Genomic DNA, 18127 nt, shown 5'->3' with positions numbered 1-18127 from the left:
GACTCATGATCTCCTTATGCCGCAAGGCCCATCGCCGCGCACAATCAAAACCGAGCAGGGCAACTTTTCCATCACCACAACCGTTGGCTGGCTGAAGAATCGGTCAAGAAATCCAAGCGGCCGATTCGGCGCAACGATCCCCAGAACATCGGCACCAAACTCATCTGCATAACGCGCAACTTCGTGCCCCGCGCGGCCCGACAGCGCAATCGCCGTAACGTCCAGCCCTCCCGTATCAAACCCATTGACGAATGTAGCAAGCACGTGCTGCTCGGTGGGCAACCCCGCGTACGTACTTCCCGAGACTTCAAACTCTCGCGCAGGCTCATACCGCCTCGAAAACGCTGCCCCCGAACTCTCCGACGCGAAACACACCGCTGCACCTTCTGACGTGTGAGCGAGCGCGACGATCGCTTGTGCAACCTCCGGCGATGGGTCCGCCAACGAAACCGAGACCAGAAACCGTCGCCACACCGCCGCGTCGCGCCCGGCTGTCGAAACCAGCATCACCGAACAACCCGCACGCTGCGCAACACGCCGCGCCGTAGACCCCACAAGATCCTTCAGCGGCTTTTCTCGCTCGAGCGCGCCAATGACCAGCACCCCCGCGTTCTTCTCCCTCGCTGCGGCGCAAATCGCCTCCTCAACAGCCGTCGGCCGTGATTCGGCATCAATCACAAATGGAACATCGGTCTGGCTAGAAATCGATGCTCGCAGTTTTTCCTGCTGCTCGCCGCTCATCGCGCCGACATGTAGGAATCGCAGGTCCAGCCCGTACGCCCGCGAGCAGCGCGCCGCCGCCCGAATCACTCGCCCGGCCGTCGGTGAGTTTGTGACACACGCGAGCACGCAAGGATTGATTGAGCCTTGTTCTTTGCCCTGATCCATTGTGGGCATCATACCAGAATCGCCGACCTTACGCGCTTGCCGGTCCGCCGTCGGATGTCAAACGGCGGCCGCCAAACGCGTGTTCCGCAAGATCGATCGCCCGCCCCATCGCCGCTGCCTTGTTCACCGTCTCCATGAACTCCGGCTCGGCTTGAGAATCGGCAACGATACCCCCCGCCGCCTGAATGTGATACACCCAGGCTCCGTCCGCACACCTCATATCCGTCGGCACAACCATCGTGCGCAGCGCCAGAGCGATGTCCATCTCGCCATCGAGCGAGACCCACCCAAGTCCGCCGCCATAAGGCCCGCGGCGCACAGGCTCAAGCTCGTCAATGATCTGCATCGCCCGAATCTTCGGCGCGCCGCTGATCGTCCCGACCGGGAGCGCCGCACGCAGCGCGTCCCACGCATCAAGACCCTCGCGCAGCACCCCCGTCACCGTCGAACTGATGTGCATCACATGGCTGTACCGCTCAACATCCATCACACGCTCAAGCCTGATGCTCCCCGGTTCGGCCACACGGCCCACATCATTGCGCCCAAGATCAACCAGCATCACATGCTCCGCCCTCTCCTTCGGGTCGGCGAGCAGTTCGACCTCAAGCGATCGATCCTCCGCCTCGGTGGCTCCGCGCCGCCTGGTTCCCGCCAGAGGGCGATTCGTCACCACAAACCCCGCGCCCGACCTGCGCACACGGCACAAAATCTCCGGACTCGACGCCACAAGAATGCAACCGGCCGCCTGCAAGTACACCATGTACGGACTCGGATTCACCGCACGCAGCGCGCGATACACATCAAACGGATCGGCCTGGCTCACACGCTCGAACCGCTGCCCCAGCACTACCTGAAAAATATCGCCCGCGCGAATGTACTCCAGCGCCCGCGACACCATCTCAGCGTGCCCCTCGCGCGTCAGGTTCGACGCCATCACACTTGAAGGACGATCGCGATCTACGCGTCCAAGTGGCAGCGGTTTGCTGTGGCGCCCCAGGTCCGCTACTCGTTGTTCCAGAGCCGCCATCGCCTCGTCATGCGCACGCCCCGCATCGACCCCGTCCGCAATCTCAACCATTTTCACGACATGCAGGCGCTTGGCAATGTGGTCAAACACCACCACGCCGTCATAGAAACCAAAGTGCAGGTCCGGAAGGTTCCGATCGTCCGTCGGCGCGTCTGCAAACCCAAGTTTCTCGGGCTCGGCATAACGCACCGAGTCGTACGCCGCATATCCAAACCACCCCCCAAGAACGCACGAAGGCAGCAGCCCCCGCGCAACAGCCTCCTGCGGCACCACCAGCACGCGCTCGTGCGCAATCGATCGCAAAATCTCAAACGGGTCCTCGCCATGCCGCTGCGATCGGCTCTCGTCGCGGTGATCGATCAGCGTGACCTCATCGCCCGTCGCGATGACCTCGAGCATCGGCCTCGCACCCAATACCGAATGCCGCCCCACACGCTCGCCACCCTCGACCGACTCGAGCAGAAACGACGGTGCAGTCCGCTCATCAGCCGACACCAGGCGACGATACGCCAGCACCGGGGTCAACTGATCCGACAACAAACTAACACCCAGCGGCACCACAAGCACGCGCCCAGACGCACGATGCTCCTCACAAAACGCGACAAACTCCTCGCGATTCATCGTCGGCATGGTCAGCGACTTTAGGCCTCACGCCTCGCGCCCGATCCTACGATGCCCCGATGCCAGCACTTCTCGTCGCGTGTGCCCTTGCCTCGACCTTTCTGACTGCTCAACCAGCCGCCGCCGCTCCCGCCACCTCGCCCCCCGCCCTGGCACTTGCCGATCATCTCCGCCGCACCCGCGAGAACTCCCGCCTCATCCCGACGCTCGTCATCGTTCGCGACGAGCCTTCATACCTCTCCGCCATTTCAAAGTGGACCAGCACCACTCGCTTTCCTGTGTTGTTACACGACGGCTCAATCGAAGCCGCCGAAGATATCGCCCGTTTCTGTCGGGCCTTCGAGCCTTCGTCTGTAATCGAGTATCACGCCGCAAATGCCCAAGCCTGGACACGAGACCGCGACTCGCGCATCCGCCGCATCGAGCACACTTTGTTCGAAGCAACCACCGGCCGCACCGACTTCGCCTCCATGCTCGAGTGGACAACCGCCACGAAACAAACCCGATCCCTCACCCCTGGCCTTGTCGTCGCCGATCCCGAAGACACCCTCTGGCCCGCAGCCTTGGCCCTCGCAGCAGGCCGATCTCAACCGATCATCTTCACACGCTCCCCCGGCCGCATCAACACCGCCCTCTCGCTCGAAGACGCCTTCACACTCGAACGGTTCCTGCGTGATGCCGCTCAGAATCTCGATCTGGCATGGGCCGGCATCAACGACGATGTCGATGCCATCACGCTCGCCTTGCAGGTTCCGGTCAAAGTACGCTCGCGCGAGGAACCCCCCGACTTCCTCGCAACAACCGACTTCCTCAGCCGCTCCGATCCGCCCGCTCGCTCGCGCTGGGCGTTCGTCGGGCAACTCCACGGGTCGCAAGCCCGCGCTGCCTACCTCGCTATGTCCAGCCTGTTTCTCGGCGCTCACTCGGCATGGCTCTTCGACGGCTACTCAAGCGAACGCGGCTGGGATGAATACGACGCCACTCGTGCCGCAAACACCCTCAAGAACCTCGGCTGGACCACCACCCTCTTCGACGAACCGCGCCAATCGCTCGAAGTCTGGCGAGCCGCCGCTGTCCGCCCGCTCAACGCCGATCTCGTATTCGTCAACTCCATGGGCAATCCCGAGTTCTTCCGTCTCAGGCCCGGCGACGCGAGCCCCGGCGATGTGCCATTGCTCACCAGACCCATCGCGGTTCACTTCGTCCATTCTTTTTCCCTCGCTCGCCCCGCCGATCGCGACACCGTCGGCGGGCGATGGCTCGCGCACGGCGCGTATGCCTACTTCGGCTCAGTCCACGAGCCACAACTCGCCGCCTTTGTCCCCACACCACGTGTTGCCGCCCGACTTGCAGCAGGCCTGCCCTTTGCCGCCGCAGTGCGCTACGACACCGGCGAACCCTGGAAACTCGCCGTCATTGCCGATCCGCTGCTGACCCTCGGCCCGCCCCTGCCGCGCATCGAATCCGCGCTTGCGCTCGATCCCACCACCAACCTCGGCGACCGTGCCGCGCAGGCCGTCGGCGAACATCGCTTTACCGACGCAATCGAACTCTTCTCGCTCCTAGGCCGCGACTCCGACGCCGTGCGCCTCACCCAGGCTCTCCGCCGCGAACAACCCGACTCCATCACGCCCGATTTGGCCAAAGCCGCGCTCATGCCCATGTTCCGCGCGGGTCGGCCCGACGATGTCGTCGCACTCTTCCGCGCTCTAGCGCCAGCCGATCGCGAGCAGGAGATCTTCCTCGACGCCCTCTGGCACGCTGCCCGCCTGCGTCTCTACACCGACCCCGCCACGACCGACCTCCTCCGCCAGCACTTGCGCCCCGGACAGATCGCCGCCGACGCCCTTGAGCTGGCAGACGTCATCGCGCACCAGCACGACCGCCATGCCGCTGCGGGGTTCCTGAACTCGATGAGGCCCCGTGTCACAAGCCCGCGAGATCAGCGACAGATCGACCGCCGAGTCAGTGAACTGCTTCGCAATACTCCATCGCGCCCCTGACCTGCTCGCAAGTTTCCGCCAGCAAGCCCGCTTCACCATCGTCCTCAGATCACATGCGCCGGAGGCGGAATCTCTTCGGTAATCTTCTGCTGCCTGGGCTTCTGATCGTTCGGATCATTCATCGACAACAGGCACATCTCGTCATTGACCCGGCTCTGCAGGTGCACCGGCCTCCCCCACACGATCCGTAAGTTCCGCAGCACCTCCACCGCCTTGCCCGCCTCGACCTCAAGCCCGCTGAACTTGTGCGCCAGGTACAGCTCGCCACGATTGAGATAGTTGCCATCAACCACATACATAAAGGGCTGACCCATGTTGGTCAGTTGATACAGCAGAGTCTGTTTGATCCTGTCAAAATCGCGCGAAACCACCCGCACCTCGCCCGTGTTCGGATCACGCCGAAACTGATACATCTGGTGCTTCTCGACAAACCCGGGCGTGAGAAACTCATCAATGAAGTTCACATCGTTATAGATCCGTCGAACCTCGAATATCTTCTCGCGCCCCTTCATCGACTGGTCGTCGTAACGCTCTTTCGCGCCCAGGTTGTCCAGCCGATCCCACGCCGGCCCATGCTGCCCGCGGTTCCAGCGCCTTTCGATATCCTTGAACAGCTCCACCCCGATCTTGTACGGATTGAACCCCCCCGGCGGCATGTGAACCACGCCCGAATGCTGCTCCGCGTAATCAATAATCTCGCTGGCTTCAAGAAAGTGCTCGGTCATCAGTTTCGAGTGCCAGTACGTCGCCCACCCCTCGTTCATCACCTTCGTCTGGCCCTGCGGCGCAAAGTAATACGACTCATCGCGAATCAGGCCCAGAATGTCCGACTGCCAGTCCTCGAGCGCCGCGTGCCGAAGCAGAAACAACAGCACATCGCGCGTCGGCTGCTTCGGAAAGCGGCCCTTCTCGACCTCGCGCTTGCGCGAGAACGCCTCGCGCTGCCGCGCCATCTCGTGCGCCGGATTGATAAACGGATCCATGTAATCCTTGGCCGGCAGCCGATCCTCGCTGAACGCCTCATTGCTCGCGCCCGCATCATCGCGCTTCACAAACACGCTGTGTGGGTCGATCAGGTGCTCGATCGAAAGACACGTATCAATAAACCGCTCGACCGTCTCCGCCCCCTGACGCTCGATGTGTCGCCGCACGCGCGTCGCGTGGTTGGCGATCTCGTTCATCATCTTGCGATTGGTCTTGCTGAACCAGAAGTTGCTCTTGAAAAAATCCGAATGCCCATACACATGCGCCATCACCAGTTTCTGGTCCGTGACGCTGTTCGATTCCTGAAGATACGCATAGCACGGGTCGTTGTTGATGACCATCTCATAGATGCGACCCATGCCGTACGCATCGCGCTTGCGGAGTTTCTCGTACTCCATCCCCCATTTCCAGTGCGGGTATCGGATCGGGAATCCTCCATACGCCGCAATCTGGTTCATCGTGTCAAAATCAAGCACCTCGAAGATGACCTCGAAAAAATCGAGCCCATACTCGAGCGCCTTGGCCTTGATCGCCTGCATGTGCGCAAGCAACTCAGGAGGCAGGTCCGTACTCTGGCGTCCGGTCGACATCATCTATCCCGCTTATCGGCGTTTCAGCCCGACCTCTATACGACTTCGAGCCCCGAGAAGATCATGTTAGCTCAGAATGATTGCAACCAGCCAACCCACGCTTCCCAACGTGATGAACCAACACAGAGCAACAAGCCCCCACGTCGTCGCGCGGTTCGCGCGCTGTATTTCCTTGCGCCGGATGATCCACGCTGGTGTGCCCACCAATGCCAATAGCCCCCCGACGAGCGAAGGCCACAAATCGTGCCATCCCCCAAACCCCCCATTCATAGCTACAAGAGCTGTAAGGCCCAACAAAATAAAATGAAACCCAAGCCCCAGCACAAGCCCGATCAAGCCCATGATAAAACTCGCAAGCCTCGGCTCAACCAACCCCACATTCAGCCGCAGCGCCTGCCCGCACTCCGGACACTCCGCCCCCTTCAGCCCGCGCAGGTTGTACCCGCACCCCGGACACGGGACATCCTGCTCTGACAGATAGTGCTCAAGGAACAGCCTCTCGTCGCTCATCTCCACCAGCATACCAACCCGACCTGCCTTGGGGAGGAGCGATCAGTTCCCGCTCGTCTCGTTGTACAGCCCGATCGGTTCTTCCGTCGCCACCGGTATATTCGGCTCACGAAACACCAGCACAAACGCCCACACACACACGCCCAGAAACGCTGTGTACACCGCCAGCCAACCCGCCGTCTGTCGCAGCGTGTCCGGCAACTTCTCTGCCGGCTTCGCACTCAACAGCAGCGCCTGAGCCATCAACGGCACTGCAGCCCGGCCCGCGGCCCTCATCGCCATGCCGCCCATCGCCGCCACCGCTCGGCCGCGAGACTTCGCAGCCTTCGCCTCGGAATCGCGCACAAGAGTGGGCATATCACTCTTCGCCTGCGACAAAATCGCTTCCGGTTGATCTCGCTCGATCGTCGCGTGCGCAGCAACCGGATTCGGTGCTGTCGAGGCTGGGCCCTCCCCTTCCACCGTCGGCGCCTCAGACACGCTCACTTCGGCGACCGGCAAAGCCGGCTCGGGCTCGCTCAACTCATCCGCCGCCGCCTCGGCAACAGCCTCGTCGATCGTCGCCACCAACTCCTTCTCCCATGACGAAGATTCTTCGTCCGTCGCAACTCCTCCAGCCTCGTCTTCTTCCTCAAGACTCTCCAGCATAGATTCGGCAAGCGTCGCCAATTCCGCATCGAGCGCATCGAGATCATCAGCCATCGCCGCACGGGCAGCCGACCCCTCAGGCCCCTTCGTCGGTGCGGCCCCGGGTGTCACCTCTTCCCCTTGAGCAAAATCCGCAGCAATCGCGCCCAGCGCCGACTCCAACTCCTGCGCGTCAATCGCTGCCACTTGCTCCATCCCGAGCGTTTCATCAACCGCTGCATCAGGCTCCGAAACCAAAGTCTCGTCGCGCGGCGTCGCCTCCGGCCCTCGGCCCTGCGCCGGCACATTCTCAGTCACATCGCGATCACGCGCAGGCGACGCAACCTCCAGCGAACTCAGCAGCGACCGCACCTGATCCTCGACCTCCGACTCGAGCGCCGCCACCGAAGACCGGATGTCCTCCCCTTCGCCGATCGCTACCAGACCATCATCGCTCGAAACCAGCCCCGTAAGCCCCGATGACACCTCCTCCAGCGCTGCCGCGTCCTCTTCTTTCATGCGCGATTCGAGATCAGCGCACGCCGCATCAATCGCGCCGAGAAGTTCTTCGACACGCGACGAGAGATCCGCCTTGGGCTGCTTCTGTTCAGTTCCCTCAGACATGGGCCGGTTCCAAACCCCGTAGCGTCCATCGGAACTTCAGACACTCAACTACACTGAATATCGGCCGCAGGACGCACAACCGCGTTATCATGACCACCGAAATAAGGTGATACCCTTCCACTCCATGCCTTCTCCCACACATCGAATCTACCTGCCCGACGCCCCTGTCAGCACGGGAGATTGCTTCGATATCCAAGGCCCCGAAGCCCATCACGCCGTTCGAGTCAAACGACTACGAATCGGAGAACGCGTCCAACTTCTCTCCGGCACCGGCACAGTTGCTCTCGCCGAAGTGCTCGGCGTTGAGCCAAAGTCCAAAGACCGCACAACCCTCCGCCTTCGCGTCGAATCCGTCGAACACCTCGATCCGGTGCGGCCCCGAGTCATCGTCCGCTGCCCAGCCCCTAAGGGTGACGCGCTTGAAACAATGATCGACCAGCTCAGCCAGGTCGGTGCCAATGCCTGGAGCCACCTGCGAACCGCCCGTAGCGAGCGCGAACCCCGCAATCTTGACCGCCTCGAGCGCGCCGCAGTCGAATCACTCAAACAATGCGGCCGGGCACACCTCATGAGGATCGAACCCCCTTCTGACCTCGTGTCACTGCTCGCACACCATGCTCCCGGACGGCTCGTTGCAGATGCGACCGGCTCGGCCGAACTACCTCCCATTGCCGACACGGTCGAACTCCTCGTTGGGCCCGAAGGTGGGTGGTCGCCCGAGGAACGCCAGGCGTTTACCGATGCCGGCACACCTCTGATCCGCTTCGGTCCTCATGTTCTGCGCATCGAAACCGCAGCCGTGGTTGGGGCAGCGTGTATCCTCCATCAGGCACAAAAGTCGGGAGGTCTCCTATGAAACAGTTGATCGCAGGGTGTGTCGCGATTTGTCTCCTCGGCACAGCAACGAACACACAGGCCTCAGACGCTCACACTCGCTCTGCCGCCAGAGAAATGTCGGCCAATGCAATCTCCTACCTGCGCTCGCAGCAGGATCCTTCGACCGGTGGCTGGTCGAATCGCGACGGCGGGCCGAACTTCCCCGCCATCTCTGGCCTTGTCCTTACCGGCATGCTCATGGATCCGCGCATCGACCAGCGCGACCCCCAGGTCGCGCGCGGCATCGAATACATCCTGTCATTCCGCAAGCCTGACGGCACAATCCACGACGGCATGCTCCCGAGTTACAACACCGCAGTCTGCCTCAGCGCCCTGGCTCGCGTCCACACATGCGATGCAGCAGAAGCCATTGCTGCTGGGCAGAATGCCCTTCGCGCAATGCAGTGGCAAAGCGCTGTTCCACCCGGTGCTCAGGCCTACAACGAGCCGGTTGATCCTGACCATCCTTATTACGGCGGAATCGGCTATGGCACACACGGGCGCCCGGACCTCTCAAATCTCGGATTCATGCTTCAGGCCCTGCACGACACGGGGGTGAGTGCCGACGACCCCGCGTTTCAGCGGGCGTTGACCTTTCTTGCGCGCACGCAGATGCTCGATAGCGTCAACGACATGGACTACGCCGACGGATCGTCGCAGGGCGGATTCATCTATGCCACTGTTCCAAACGCCCAGAGTGTCGAAGGCCGCGCCGGGCAGAGCATGGCCGGGATGATCGAAGAATCCCTTTCCGACGGAACCACCGTCAGCCGTCTTCGGGCGTATGGGTCCATGACCTACTTCGGGTTCAAGAGCCTCATCTACGCCGACCTCGGACCCGACGACGAGCGCGTGCGGGCGGCTCTTGGCTGGATCACGCGACACTACACCCTTGAGGAGAACCCCGGTCTCGGGACCGATGGGGTCTACTACTACATCCTCTCCTTCGCGCGCGGCCTCGAAGCCTTCGGACACGACACGCTTGAGGTTCACTCCGCTCAGGGTTCTGCCGAAACCCGACACTGGAAGCGCGATCTGGTTTCGCGGCTGGCCGAGCTCCAGCAGGATGATGGTTCGTTCAGAACTCTGGACGACCGGTGGATGGAAAACAACCCGGTCTTGATCACCGCGTACGCGCTGATCGCGCTTCAGATCGCCGGACAATGACCGGGCAGGGACTAGGATTAACACTCAACACCTGACACCCACAAACGGAGGATGATGCCATGGGAGGTTTGCCGGCAGAATATGTCGAGTTGTGCGCGTTGCGGCGCGAGGCAGCCACGCTCGGCTCGGTCGCACAGCTAGCGTCGTGGGATCAGGAAACCTACATGCCTAACGCGGCTGCGGAGGGACGCGCCGAACAAGCCTCACTCCTGGCGCGCCTGATTCACGAGCGCAGCACCAACCCGCGCGTCGGCGAACTGCTTTCGGCGTGCGCACAAAACGCGGCAGTGAGCGCAGACCCTCGGCTCAAGGCCAATGTCCGGGAGATGCAACGCGACGACGACCTGGCGACCAAACTCCCCGGTTCTCTGGTAGCCGAACTGGCCGAGGTGGGCAGCAAGAGCCAGCATGTCTGGAAAGAAGCCCGCAAGAAGTCGGACTTTGCGATGTTCAAGCCCTGGCTTGAGCGGATGATGGCCCTGACGCGCAAGAAAGCCGAGTGCTATGGCATTCCGGCAGGCGGCGAGATCTATGACGCGCTGCTCAACGAGTACGAACCCAACGCCCGGGCAGCAGAAATCGAAAAGGTCTTTTCCCCTTTGCGAGTCAAACTTGCCGCGTTGGTCGCTGACCTGACAACCAAAGGCAAGGCACCCTCCGACGCCCCACTCAGAGTCCATGTTGCCAAGGAGCGCCAGCACGGGTTCGGACTGAAAGTTATTGAGGCGTTCGGGTTCGACCTGCAAGCCGGTCGGCTGGATGTGACGACCCACCCATTTTGCTCGGGGTTTGCGCCGGGCGATACGCGCCTGACGACGCGGTACGACGAGGACTATTTCGCGGGCGCGCTGTATGGCACGTTGCACGAGTGTGGGCACGGGTTGTATGAGCAGGGGCTGCCCAAGAGTGACGGGCTCTTTGGTCAGCCGCTGGCCGAGGCAATCAGCCTGGGCATTCACGAAAGCCAGAGCCGGATGTGGGAGAACTTCGTCGGGCGGGGCCGGGCGTTCTGGGAATGGGCACTGCCCGCAGCCCGGCAACACCTGGGAGACCCCTTCAGTTCGTTCTCGCTCGACGAGGTCTACCGGGCGGTCAACATCGTCAAGCCGAGCTACATTCGTGTCGAAGCGGACGAAGCCACGTACAACCTTCACATTATGCTGCGGTTCGGCATCGAGCGCGAACTCATTTCCGGCCGCCTGGCGATCGATGACCTGCCAGCCGCCTGGAACAAGGCGTTCAAGGATCTCCTGGGTATCGACGTTCCCAACGACGCGAAGGGATGTCTGCAGGACGTTCACTGGTCGTTTGGGTTGATCGGTTACTTTCCGACGTACGCGCTGGGAAATCTGTACGCTGCCCAGATGTGGGAGAAGATCCATCAGGACATCCCGGGGCTTGAGGATGAGTTCCGCAAGGGCGAGTTCGGGTCGCTGCTGGCGTGGCTGCGCACGAACATTCACGGCGCAGGTCGCGAGTTCTCGGCGGGCGATTTATGCCAGCGTGTAACAGGCAAGCCCCTCGAAGCCGAGCCTCTGCTGCGGCACCTGGAAGGAAAACTTCGCCCGATCTACGGGCTTTGAGCGCACAACAGCGGGGCAATTGCCGACGCGCGGGAACTGCGCGAGATACACTCGCGCGTGGAACCGTGCGTGTCAGGGTCCGCGAAGAATTACCGGTTGATGTGCAGAGTCGGAACAAGCCGAGAAAGTATGTCATGAGCATTGCGCCTGTTGTGTCGTCATCCCTCGAGTTGCGTCGTCGAGCCGTGTGGCCTCTCCGGCCGGGGCTGGTCTATCTGAATCACGGCTCGTATGGCAGTTGCCCGGCGTATGTGCTCGAACGACAGGACGAACTCCGTCGCCGCATGGAGCACGACCCGACTCAGTTCTTCAAGGTCGATCTCGAAGGCTTGTGCGACCGGGCGCGGGACAGCCTATCCCAATTCATCAACTGCCAGCCTCAGGATCTGGCGTTCATGCCGAACGGGACTGTGGCGGTCGCGGTCGCACTGCACAGCGTGCCCCTCGAACCGGGCGATGAAGTGCTTGTGACCGACCATGAGTATTCGGCCACTATGAATGAGTTGGAGCGGCTCTGTGCCTGGACCGGGGCGCGGGTTGTCAAGGCGCGGATTCCCGTGCCGGTCGCGGACGAAAACGCGGTGTTCGAGCCGATCATGGCGGCAGTAACGCCGAGGACGAAACTGATTGTCGTGAGTCACATTTCGAGCGCTTCGGGGATCATCTTCCCGGCGCGTCGACTGGCGCATGCTGCCCGCGAGCGCGGAATCGAGATTCTGCTCGATGGTGCGCATACGCCGGGGCAGGTGACGATCGACATCGCGGACCTTCAGCCGACGTTCTATGCGGCGAGCTGTCACAAGTGGCTCGGGGCACCGAAGGGAACGGGGTTCCTGTATGTGGCGCGCGAGGTGCAGTCGCGGGTCAGGCCGCTCTCGCTTTCGTGTCGCACGCATCTCAAGCGAGACGACCGGGCGGCGTTCCTCTGCGACTTCGACTATGTCGGCACAAACGACTATTCCGCGAACCTGGTCATCCCTGACGCGATTGAGCATCTGGCGTCGCAGGTGCGCGGCGGCTGGCCGGAAGTCATGAGGCTCAACCACGACAAGGTGATGGATGCGCGGGCATTGCTCTGTGAGCGCACACCGGTGCGCCCTCTTGCGCCCGAGCGCATGATCGGATCGATGGCGTCGGTGGCGCTGCCTCCAAACCCGGACCCGACGCGCGAATGCGACTATGACGACCCATTGCAGGATGCCCTGCTCAAGCGACACAAGATTCAGGTGCCGGTGTGGGACATGGCTCCGGTAGCCGACCGCGTGATGCGCGTCAGCGCGCAGTTGTACAACACCCGGCAGGAATACGAACTGCTCGCGTCGGCCCTGGTGGAGGAGCTGGATCGCGAACGCGGCGGAGAGCAGTCCCCGCGGTATGCTGGTGAATGATCCGGGACGAAAAGTTCCTGTTTAAGCACCCTCGCCAGCCGCACTTGACCCTTTCGGCCGCCTCTCTACGATCCCCGGTTACAGACGCCGGGTCACCCTGGCCGATGAACGCTGGTCGGTCCGTGGCGGTCAAAGTCCGTCAGGGAGACAACATCAAGGGGGCGTAGCTCAGTTGGTAGAGCGCTTCCATGGCATGGAAGAGGTCGAGAGTTCGAGTCTCTTCGCCTCCACTTGATCGAAGACGCTGCTCTCGCGGGCAGCGTTTTTCTTTGGGTAGCTCCGAGCTCTCGCTACCATACGTCCGCATGACGATCCCTCCTGATGCGACCGACCCGGGCAGCCCGCCCACTGCCCCGCCGACCTTTCGCCAAGCCCTGCGCGTGTTTGCCTACATCGGGATCCACTCTTTTGGGGGGCCTGCCGGACAAATCGCCGTCATGCACAAGGTGCTCGTCGAGGACCGCCGGTGGATCAGTGAAGAACGCTTCCTCCACGCCCTGAACTACTGCATGCTGCTGCCGGGGCCCGAGGCGACGCAGTTGGTGACCTATGTCGGATGGCTTATGCACCGCACAATGGGCGGAATCGCTGCGGGTGTGTTGTTTGTGCTCCCCGGCTTCATCTCGATCCTTGCCCTGACGCTGGCCTACACGCTGCTCCGCGATGTAGGGGTGGTCGAGGCGCTGCTCTTCGGGCTCAAGGCGGCCACGCTCGCCATCGTCGTCGAAGCGGTCATCCGAATCGGCAAGCGCGTGCTCAAGAATGGTGTCATGCTCGCGATTGCGGCGGCGGCATTCGTTGCCATCTTCGGTTTCGGCGTGCCCTTCCCGCTCATTATCGTCTCGGCGGCACTCATTGGGCTTATCGGCAGCCGCATCGCCCCGGGGTTCTTTGCTGTGCTCAAGCCGAAAGCCGCCAGTGACGAACACGCCGCGATCGTGTATGCCACGGATATCGTCGACAACGCGCACACCCGCCCCAATGCGTGGCGCACTGTGCGCACGATCATGGTGTGGCTTACGCTCTGGCTCGGGCCGGTCATTGCGATTCGCGCGTGGCTCGGGCCGGGGCACATTTTCACGCTTCAGGCCGAGTTTTTCAGCAAGGCCGCGGTGGTGACCTTTGGCGGGGCGTACGCGGTGCTGGCGTACATCGCACAACAGGCTGTTGAGGTGTATGGCTGGCTGGCGCCGGGCGAGATGCTCACGGGTCTGGGCATGGCTGAGACGACCCCCGGCCCGCTCATTCAGGTTGTCCAGTTCGTCGGGTCGGTCGGGGCATTTCACGACCCCGGCCCGCTTTCGCCGGTGAGCGCAGCTGTATTGGCCGCCGTGCTTGTCACATGGGTGACGTTTGTCCCGTGTTTTCTCTGGATTTTTGCAGGCGCGCCGTATGTCGAGGCGGTTCGCGGCAAGCCTGCGCTCGCAGCGGCCCTGTCGAGCATCACGGCTGCGGTGGTTGGTGTGGTGCTCAACCTCGCGGTGTGGTTCGCTGCCCACACGCTCTTTCGCGAGACGTTCACTGTCACGGACTTTGGCCTGAGGCTGACGCTGCCGCGACTTTCCACGCTTGACCCTGCGGCTCTTGTCGTCGCGGCGATGGCGGCGTTCGTGCTGTTCCGCCTGCACTGGGGTGTCATGAAGACCCTGGCCCTGGCGCTGCTGCTCGGGCTCGTGTGGCACGCCATCGGATATGCCGCGGGTCGCTTCGGGTGAATATCGTTGCCACGACCGGCACTTCTTTTCTGTTGTCGAACTTCAGGGAGTTCCCATGGCTTCGCTCGTTACCCGCGTCGTCAACCGCATCAAGCGCCAAAAGCGCATCGTGCGCCACCGTTATGTCGACAAGTTCATCTTTATCCACATCAACAAGACCGGAGGCACCAGCATCGTTAAAGCCCTGGATCTGCCCGGCGAACATCGCAGCGCCCTCGAAAAAATCAACGAACTCGGCCGCGCGAACTGGGACCGCCGCTTCAGTTTCGCTGTGATCCGCAACCCCTGGGACAAGGTTGTCAGCCACCACGCCTATCGCGTGCAGACCAACCAGACTGGCCTTGGCAGCAAGGATCTTGACTTCAAGGACTGGGTGCGAGCGGCTTACCGAGACCGCGATCCGGCGTATTACGACAGGCCCAAGATGTTCATGCCACAGACTGACTGGTGCGTCGATGAATCCGGCGCGATCGTCGTCAACCACTTCTGCCGGTTCGAGAATCTCAACGCCGACTTTGCCGAGGTCTGCCAGAAGATCGGGAAACAGGCCCAGCTGCCGCACCTCAAGAGCAGCAAGCGCGGCAACTACCGCGAGTATTACGACGACGCGACGCGCGACATCGTCGCGGCCTGCTTCGCCAAGGACCTCGAAAACTTCAAGTATGAGTTCTAATTGTGATTGCGGCGACGACGCGATTCCATCCGCTCAGGCGTCGGTACGCGCACGTTCCGCACCAGTCCGACCTTCGACATAAGCAGAATCGTGAGGTAACTCACATCGATTTCCCACCAGCGCAGTCCGTGCCGCGCTGACGTTGGAAACGCGTGATGATTGTTGTGCCACCCCTCGCCCAGCCCAAGCACGCCGAAAACCGGATTGTTGCGGCTTTCGTCGCGGCTGACGAATGGGCGCGTCCCCCAAAGGTGGCACACCGAATTGATGCTCCAGGTCACATGATGCACCAGCAGGATTCGCACCAGGCCGCCCCAGATGAACCCGAGCAGCGCCCCCCACCACGACAGCGTCACCACACCTGCAATGATCGTCGGGATCAACAGCCCCACCGTTACCCACAATGGAAACAGCAGGCTCAGGCGGCGCACGAGCTTATCTCGCATCAGATCGGGCGCATACCGCCACGAGCGCGGGCCTTGGTTCTCGAAAATCCAGCCCACATGCGCACGCCAGAAGCCTCGAAGCGTGTTGAGCACGCCCGCGCCATGTGTGTGGGGCGAATGCGGATCCTCTTCGTGATCGCTGTGCTGATGGTGGCAGCGATGAAATGACACCCACCGCACAATCGACCCTTCAGCCGCCATCGACCCCGACACGCCGAGCAGTGTCTTGACCACCGGGCCCGTATCAAACGACTTGTGGGCGAAATAGCGGTGAAACCCGATCGTCACGCCGAGCCCGCTGATGAGATACATCCCACCAAGCACCGCAAGTTGAACCCACGAGAACCCCCACCCCCACACCAGAACAATCGCGGCCAGAAGGCCGATGAACGGCACAATCACAAACACGAGATTCACGATTTTGTTGAGAGTCGTGTGCCCCGCGTCGTGGTGTTCGTCTGTATGGACGCTTGTGGGCTTGAGTTCGAGTTCAACACCAGTCGGTGTTCCTGTTTCCAGAGTCTTGGGTTGAGAAGGCATCATGCTCCAGGTCGCCCCATCGAGGCTCACGCGTGCTGGCATACCGCGGCTCCACCGCGGCACAACGCCCGCACCAAAAACCGTAGGAGCGCGTTCGGCTACAAACCCTGAAAGCAGGCCGATTCCGGTCACTGCCCTGTCACGCATGCACCAACAGGAACATGAATATGCATCGCTCGTTGCGATCAGGACTCCGATTCCAGAGCCTCCCCGCGCCCGATCGGCTTCATCAGCGGAAACAGAATCACATCGCGAATTGTCGGCTGATCGGCCAGGAGCATCATGAGGCGATCAATCCCCAGGCCCATGCCCCCCGCAGGGGGCATGCCCACCTTCAGCGCCGTCACAAAATCTTCATCAAACGTACGAAACGTCGTCTCCTCGTCATCAATGCCCGCGAGTTGTTCGCGGAAGCGGGCTGCCTGTACATCCGGGTCGTTGAGTTCGGTGTAGTGAGGCCCGATCTCCATGCCCGCGACGAACAGGTCGGCGCGCTCGGCTACTTTCGGGTTCGACCGGCTCGCGCGCGTCAGCGGGCTGAGAACTGCGGGGTAATCCATAATCCATGTCGGGCGCGCGGGGTCGAGTGTGCCTTCGGCAAAATCCTCGAAAAGTTCATTAACGATGAAGATCGGGTCGATGACTTCGCCCTTGTCGTTGCGCGTCTTGATGTGTCGAGCGGCAGCCTCGGCCATCACCCGCGGCGTGTCCTCCATGGAAAAGCCCAATGCGCGCTCGAAGAGGTCGGCATAGGTCACGCGATCGAACGCCGGGCCATAGTCGATGCGTAGCTCGCCAAAGGGCAATATGGGCGAGCGTGTGTCAACGCCCGCCTCGCCTTCGCGCACCTGGGCCGCAGCCCTTGCAACATGTCGCACCAGCTCCTCGGTTGTTGCCATGACGGAGTGGTAGTCGCCGAACGCCTGATACAACTCGAGCATCGTGAACTCGGGGTTGTGCTGCTTGTCGAGCCCTTCGTTGCGAAAGTTGCGATTGATCTCAAAAACTCGTGGCAGCCCTCCGACGAGCAGCCGCTTGAGATACAACTCGGGCGCGATGCGCATGTACAGATCGAGTCTGAGCGCGTTCATGTGCGTCGCAAACGGCCTGGCCGCCGCGCCGCCCGCCTGTACCTGGAGCATCGGCGTCTCGACTTCGAGATAGCCCCGGTCTGTCAGAAATCGTCGTATCTCCGCCACGACCCGGCTGCGCAACTCGAACACGCGCGTTGTCTCGGGGTTGGCCCACATGTCGATGTACCGCCTCCGATAGCGCGTTTCATGATCCGTCAGGCCCGCGTGCTTCTCGGGCGGCGGCACAAGGCACTTGCTCGCGGGCTCAATGTCCTCAGCCCACACCGTCACCTCGCCAGCTTTTGTCTTCATCAGCAGCCCGCGCACGACCAGAACGTCGCCAAGATCGGTCGCCTTGGCAATCGCAAATCCGCACTCGCTGCACTCGCGCTGGCTGACCGCGACCTGAAGGCTGTCGCGTGACGCATCGCGCAGATTCATCCAGATGAGTTTGCCGCCATCGCGCCGCAACATCACCCGTCCAGCAACACACACCCGAGGCCGCCGATCTTCGATCGGGCTTGGCACCCCGGATGGATTGTCTTTGAGCCTCGCCTTGTTTTCCGCTTGGGCTTCCTGATAGGCCTGGTCGGTACCTTCGTCGTAGGCGGCGAAGGCCTCGGCCAGTGATATCAAGCCGTCTGTGCGTGAGCCGTACGGGTCAACCCCGAGCCCTGCGACGACGGCGCGATTCTCTCGCCGTTGTGCTTCGAGGGGGTGTACGTTATCGTGAAGATTGGTGTCCTGGTTCACGCCCGCATCGTACGCGTTCGTCACGCATCGCTCGGGTTC

The 18127-nt window shown here is 61.9% G+C and carries 14 protein-coding genes and 1 tRNA gene; 8 read left to right on the top strand and 7 right to left on the bottom strand.

All coding sequences use genetic code 11. The annotated features are described in order from the left end of the window. Window positions 1-3: 3 nt before the first annotated feature. Window positions 4-888 carry a universal stress protein gene (locus tag KF757_00920; protein ID MBX3321528.1) on the bottom strand — a complete coding sequence of 295 codons (885 nt, stop codon included), beginning with the start codon at window positions 886-888 and terminating at the stop codon, window positions 4-6. 28 nt (window positions 889-916) lie between these two features. Continuing rightward, complete coding sequence (gene trpE / locus KF757_00915) at window positions 917-2545, bottom strand: anthranilate synthase component I (protein ID MBX3321527.1); 1629 nt, start codon at window positions 2543-2545, stop codon at window positions 917-919. Window positions 2546-2595: 50 nt separating this feature from the next. On the opposite strand from trpE, the gene KF757_00910 reads away from it, so the two are divergent. Next, complete coding sequence (locus KF757_00910; GenBank protein MBX3321526.1) at window positions 2596-4539, top strand: hypothetical protein; 1944 nt, start codon at window positions 2596-2598, stop codon at window positions 4537-4539. A gap of 44 nt (window positions 4540-4583) precedes the next feature. Here the strand turns inward: KF757_00910 and KF757_00905 are convergent, their stop codons facing one another. From KF757_00905 to KF757_00895, 3 genes are all read right to left on the bottom strand, one after another. Then, on the bottom strand, window positions 4584-6116 hold the full coding sequence (locus tag KF757_00905) for a SpoVR family protein (GenBank protein ID MBX3321525.1): 1533 nt from the start codon (window positions 6114-6116) through the stop codon (window positions 4584-4586). 63 nt (window positions 6117-6179) lie between these two features. Further along, window positions 6180-6623, bottom strand: coding sequence for a hypothetical protein (locus KF757_00900; GenBank protein MBX3321524.1), 444 nt, complete (start codon window positions 6621-6623; stop codon window positions 6180-6182). A 42-nt stretch (window positions 6624-6665) separates the two neighbouring features. After that, complete coding sequence (locus tag KF757_00895; GenBank protein ID MBX3321523.1) at window positions 6666-7874, bottom strand: hypothetical protein; 1209 nt, start codon at window positions 7872-7874, stop codon at window positions 6666-6668. A 124-nt stretch (window positions 7875-7998) separates the two neighbouring features. Between KF757_00895 and KF757_00890 the strand changes: the two genes are divergently transcribed. The 7 genes from KF757_00890 to KF757_00860 all read left to right on the top strand — a co-directional run bounded on the left by KF757_00890 (window position 7999) and on the right by KF757_00860 (window position 15276). Next, complete coding sequence (locus tag KF757_00890) at window positions 7999-8730, top strand: 16S rRNA (uracil(1498)-N(3))-methyltransferase (protein MBX3321522.1); 732 nt, start codon at window positions 7999-8001, stop codon at window positions 8728-8730. Next, complete coding sequence (locus KF757_00885; protein ID MBX3321521.1) at window positions 8727-9917, top strand: terpene cyclase/mutase family protein; 1191 nt, start codon at window positions 8727-8729, stop codon at window positions 9915-9917. Before KF757_00890 ends, KF757_00885 begins: the two co-directional genes overlap by 4 nt. A 59-nt stretch (window positions 9918-9976) precedes the next feature. Continuing rightward, on the top strand, window positions 9977-11500 hold the full coding sequence (locus KF757_00880) for a carboxypeptidase M32 (GenBank protein MBX3321520.1): 1524 nt from the start codon (window positions 9977-9979) through the stop codon (window positions 11498-11500). Window positions 11501-11634: 134 nt separating this feature from the next. Then, complete coding sequence (locus tag KF757_00875) at window positions 11635-12888, top strand: aminotransferase class V-fold PLP-dependent enzyme (GenBank protein MBX3321519.1); 1254 nt, start codon at window positions 11635-11637, stop codon at window positions 12886-12888. Between the two features lie 157 nt (window positions 12889-13045). Continuing rightward, a tRNA-Ala gene (locus tag KF757_00870) sits at window positions 13046-13118 on the top strand. Window positions 13119-13193: 75 nt separating this feature from the next. Further along, window positions 13194-14603 carry a chromate efflux transporter gene (gene chrA / locus KF757_00865; GenBank protein MBX3321518.1) on the top strand — a complete coding sequence of 470 codons (1410 nt, stop codon included), beginning with the start codon at window positions 13194-13196 and terminating at the stop codon, window positions 14601-14603. A gap of 55 nt (window positions 14604-14658) precedes the next feature. Continuing rightward, window positions 14659-15276 carry a sulfotransferase family 2 domain-containing protein gene (locus KF757_00860; protein ID MBX3321517.1) on the top strand — a complete coding sequence of 206 codons (618 nt, stop codon included), beginning with the start codon at window positions 14659-14661 and terminating at the stop codon, window positions 15274-15276. Here KF757_00860 and KF757_00855 read toward each other — a convergent pair. Next, window positions 15273-16304, bottom strand: a complete 1032-nt coding sequence (locus KF757_00855) for a fatty acid desaturase (GenBank protein ID MBX3321516.1) — start codon at window positions 16302-16304, stop codon at window positions 15273-15275. The genes KF757_00860 and KF757_00855 overlap by 4 nt on opposite strands. A 143-nt stretch (window positions 16305-16447) precedes the next feature. Next, the gene (gene lysS, locus KF757_00850; protein MBX3321515.1) at window positions 16448-18112 is read right to left on the bottom strand and encodes a lysine--tRNA ligase; all 1665 of its coding nucleotides are present in this window, start codon (window positions 18110-18112) and stop codon (window positions 16448-16450) included. Window positions 18113-18127 lie beyond the last annotated feature (15 nt).

Source organism: Phycisphaeraceae bacterium (assembly GCA_019636795.1).
Taxonomy (GTDB): domain Bacteria; phylum Planctomycetota; class Phycisphaerae; order Phycisphaerales; family UBA1924; genus JAHBWW01.
This window is presented reverse-complemented; position numbering and strand designations above follow the sequence as displayed.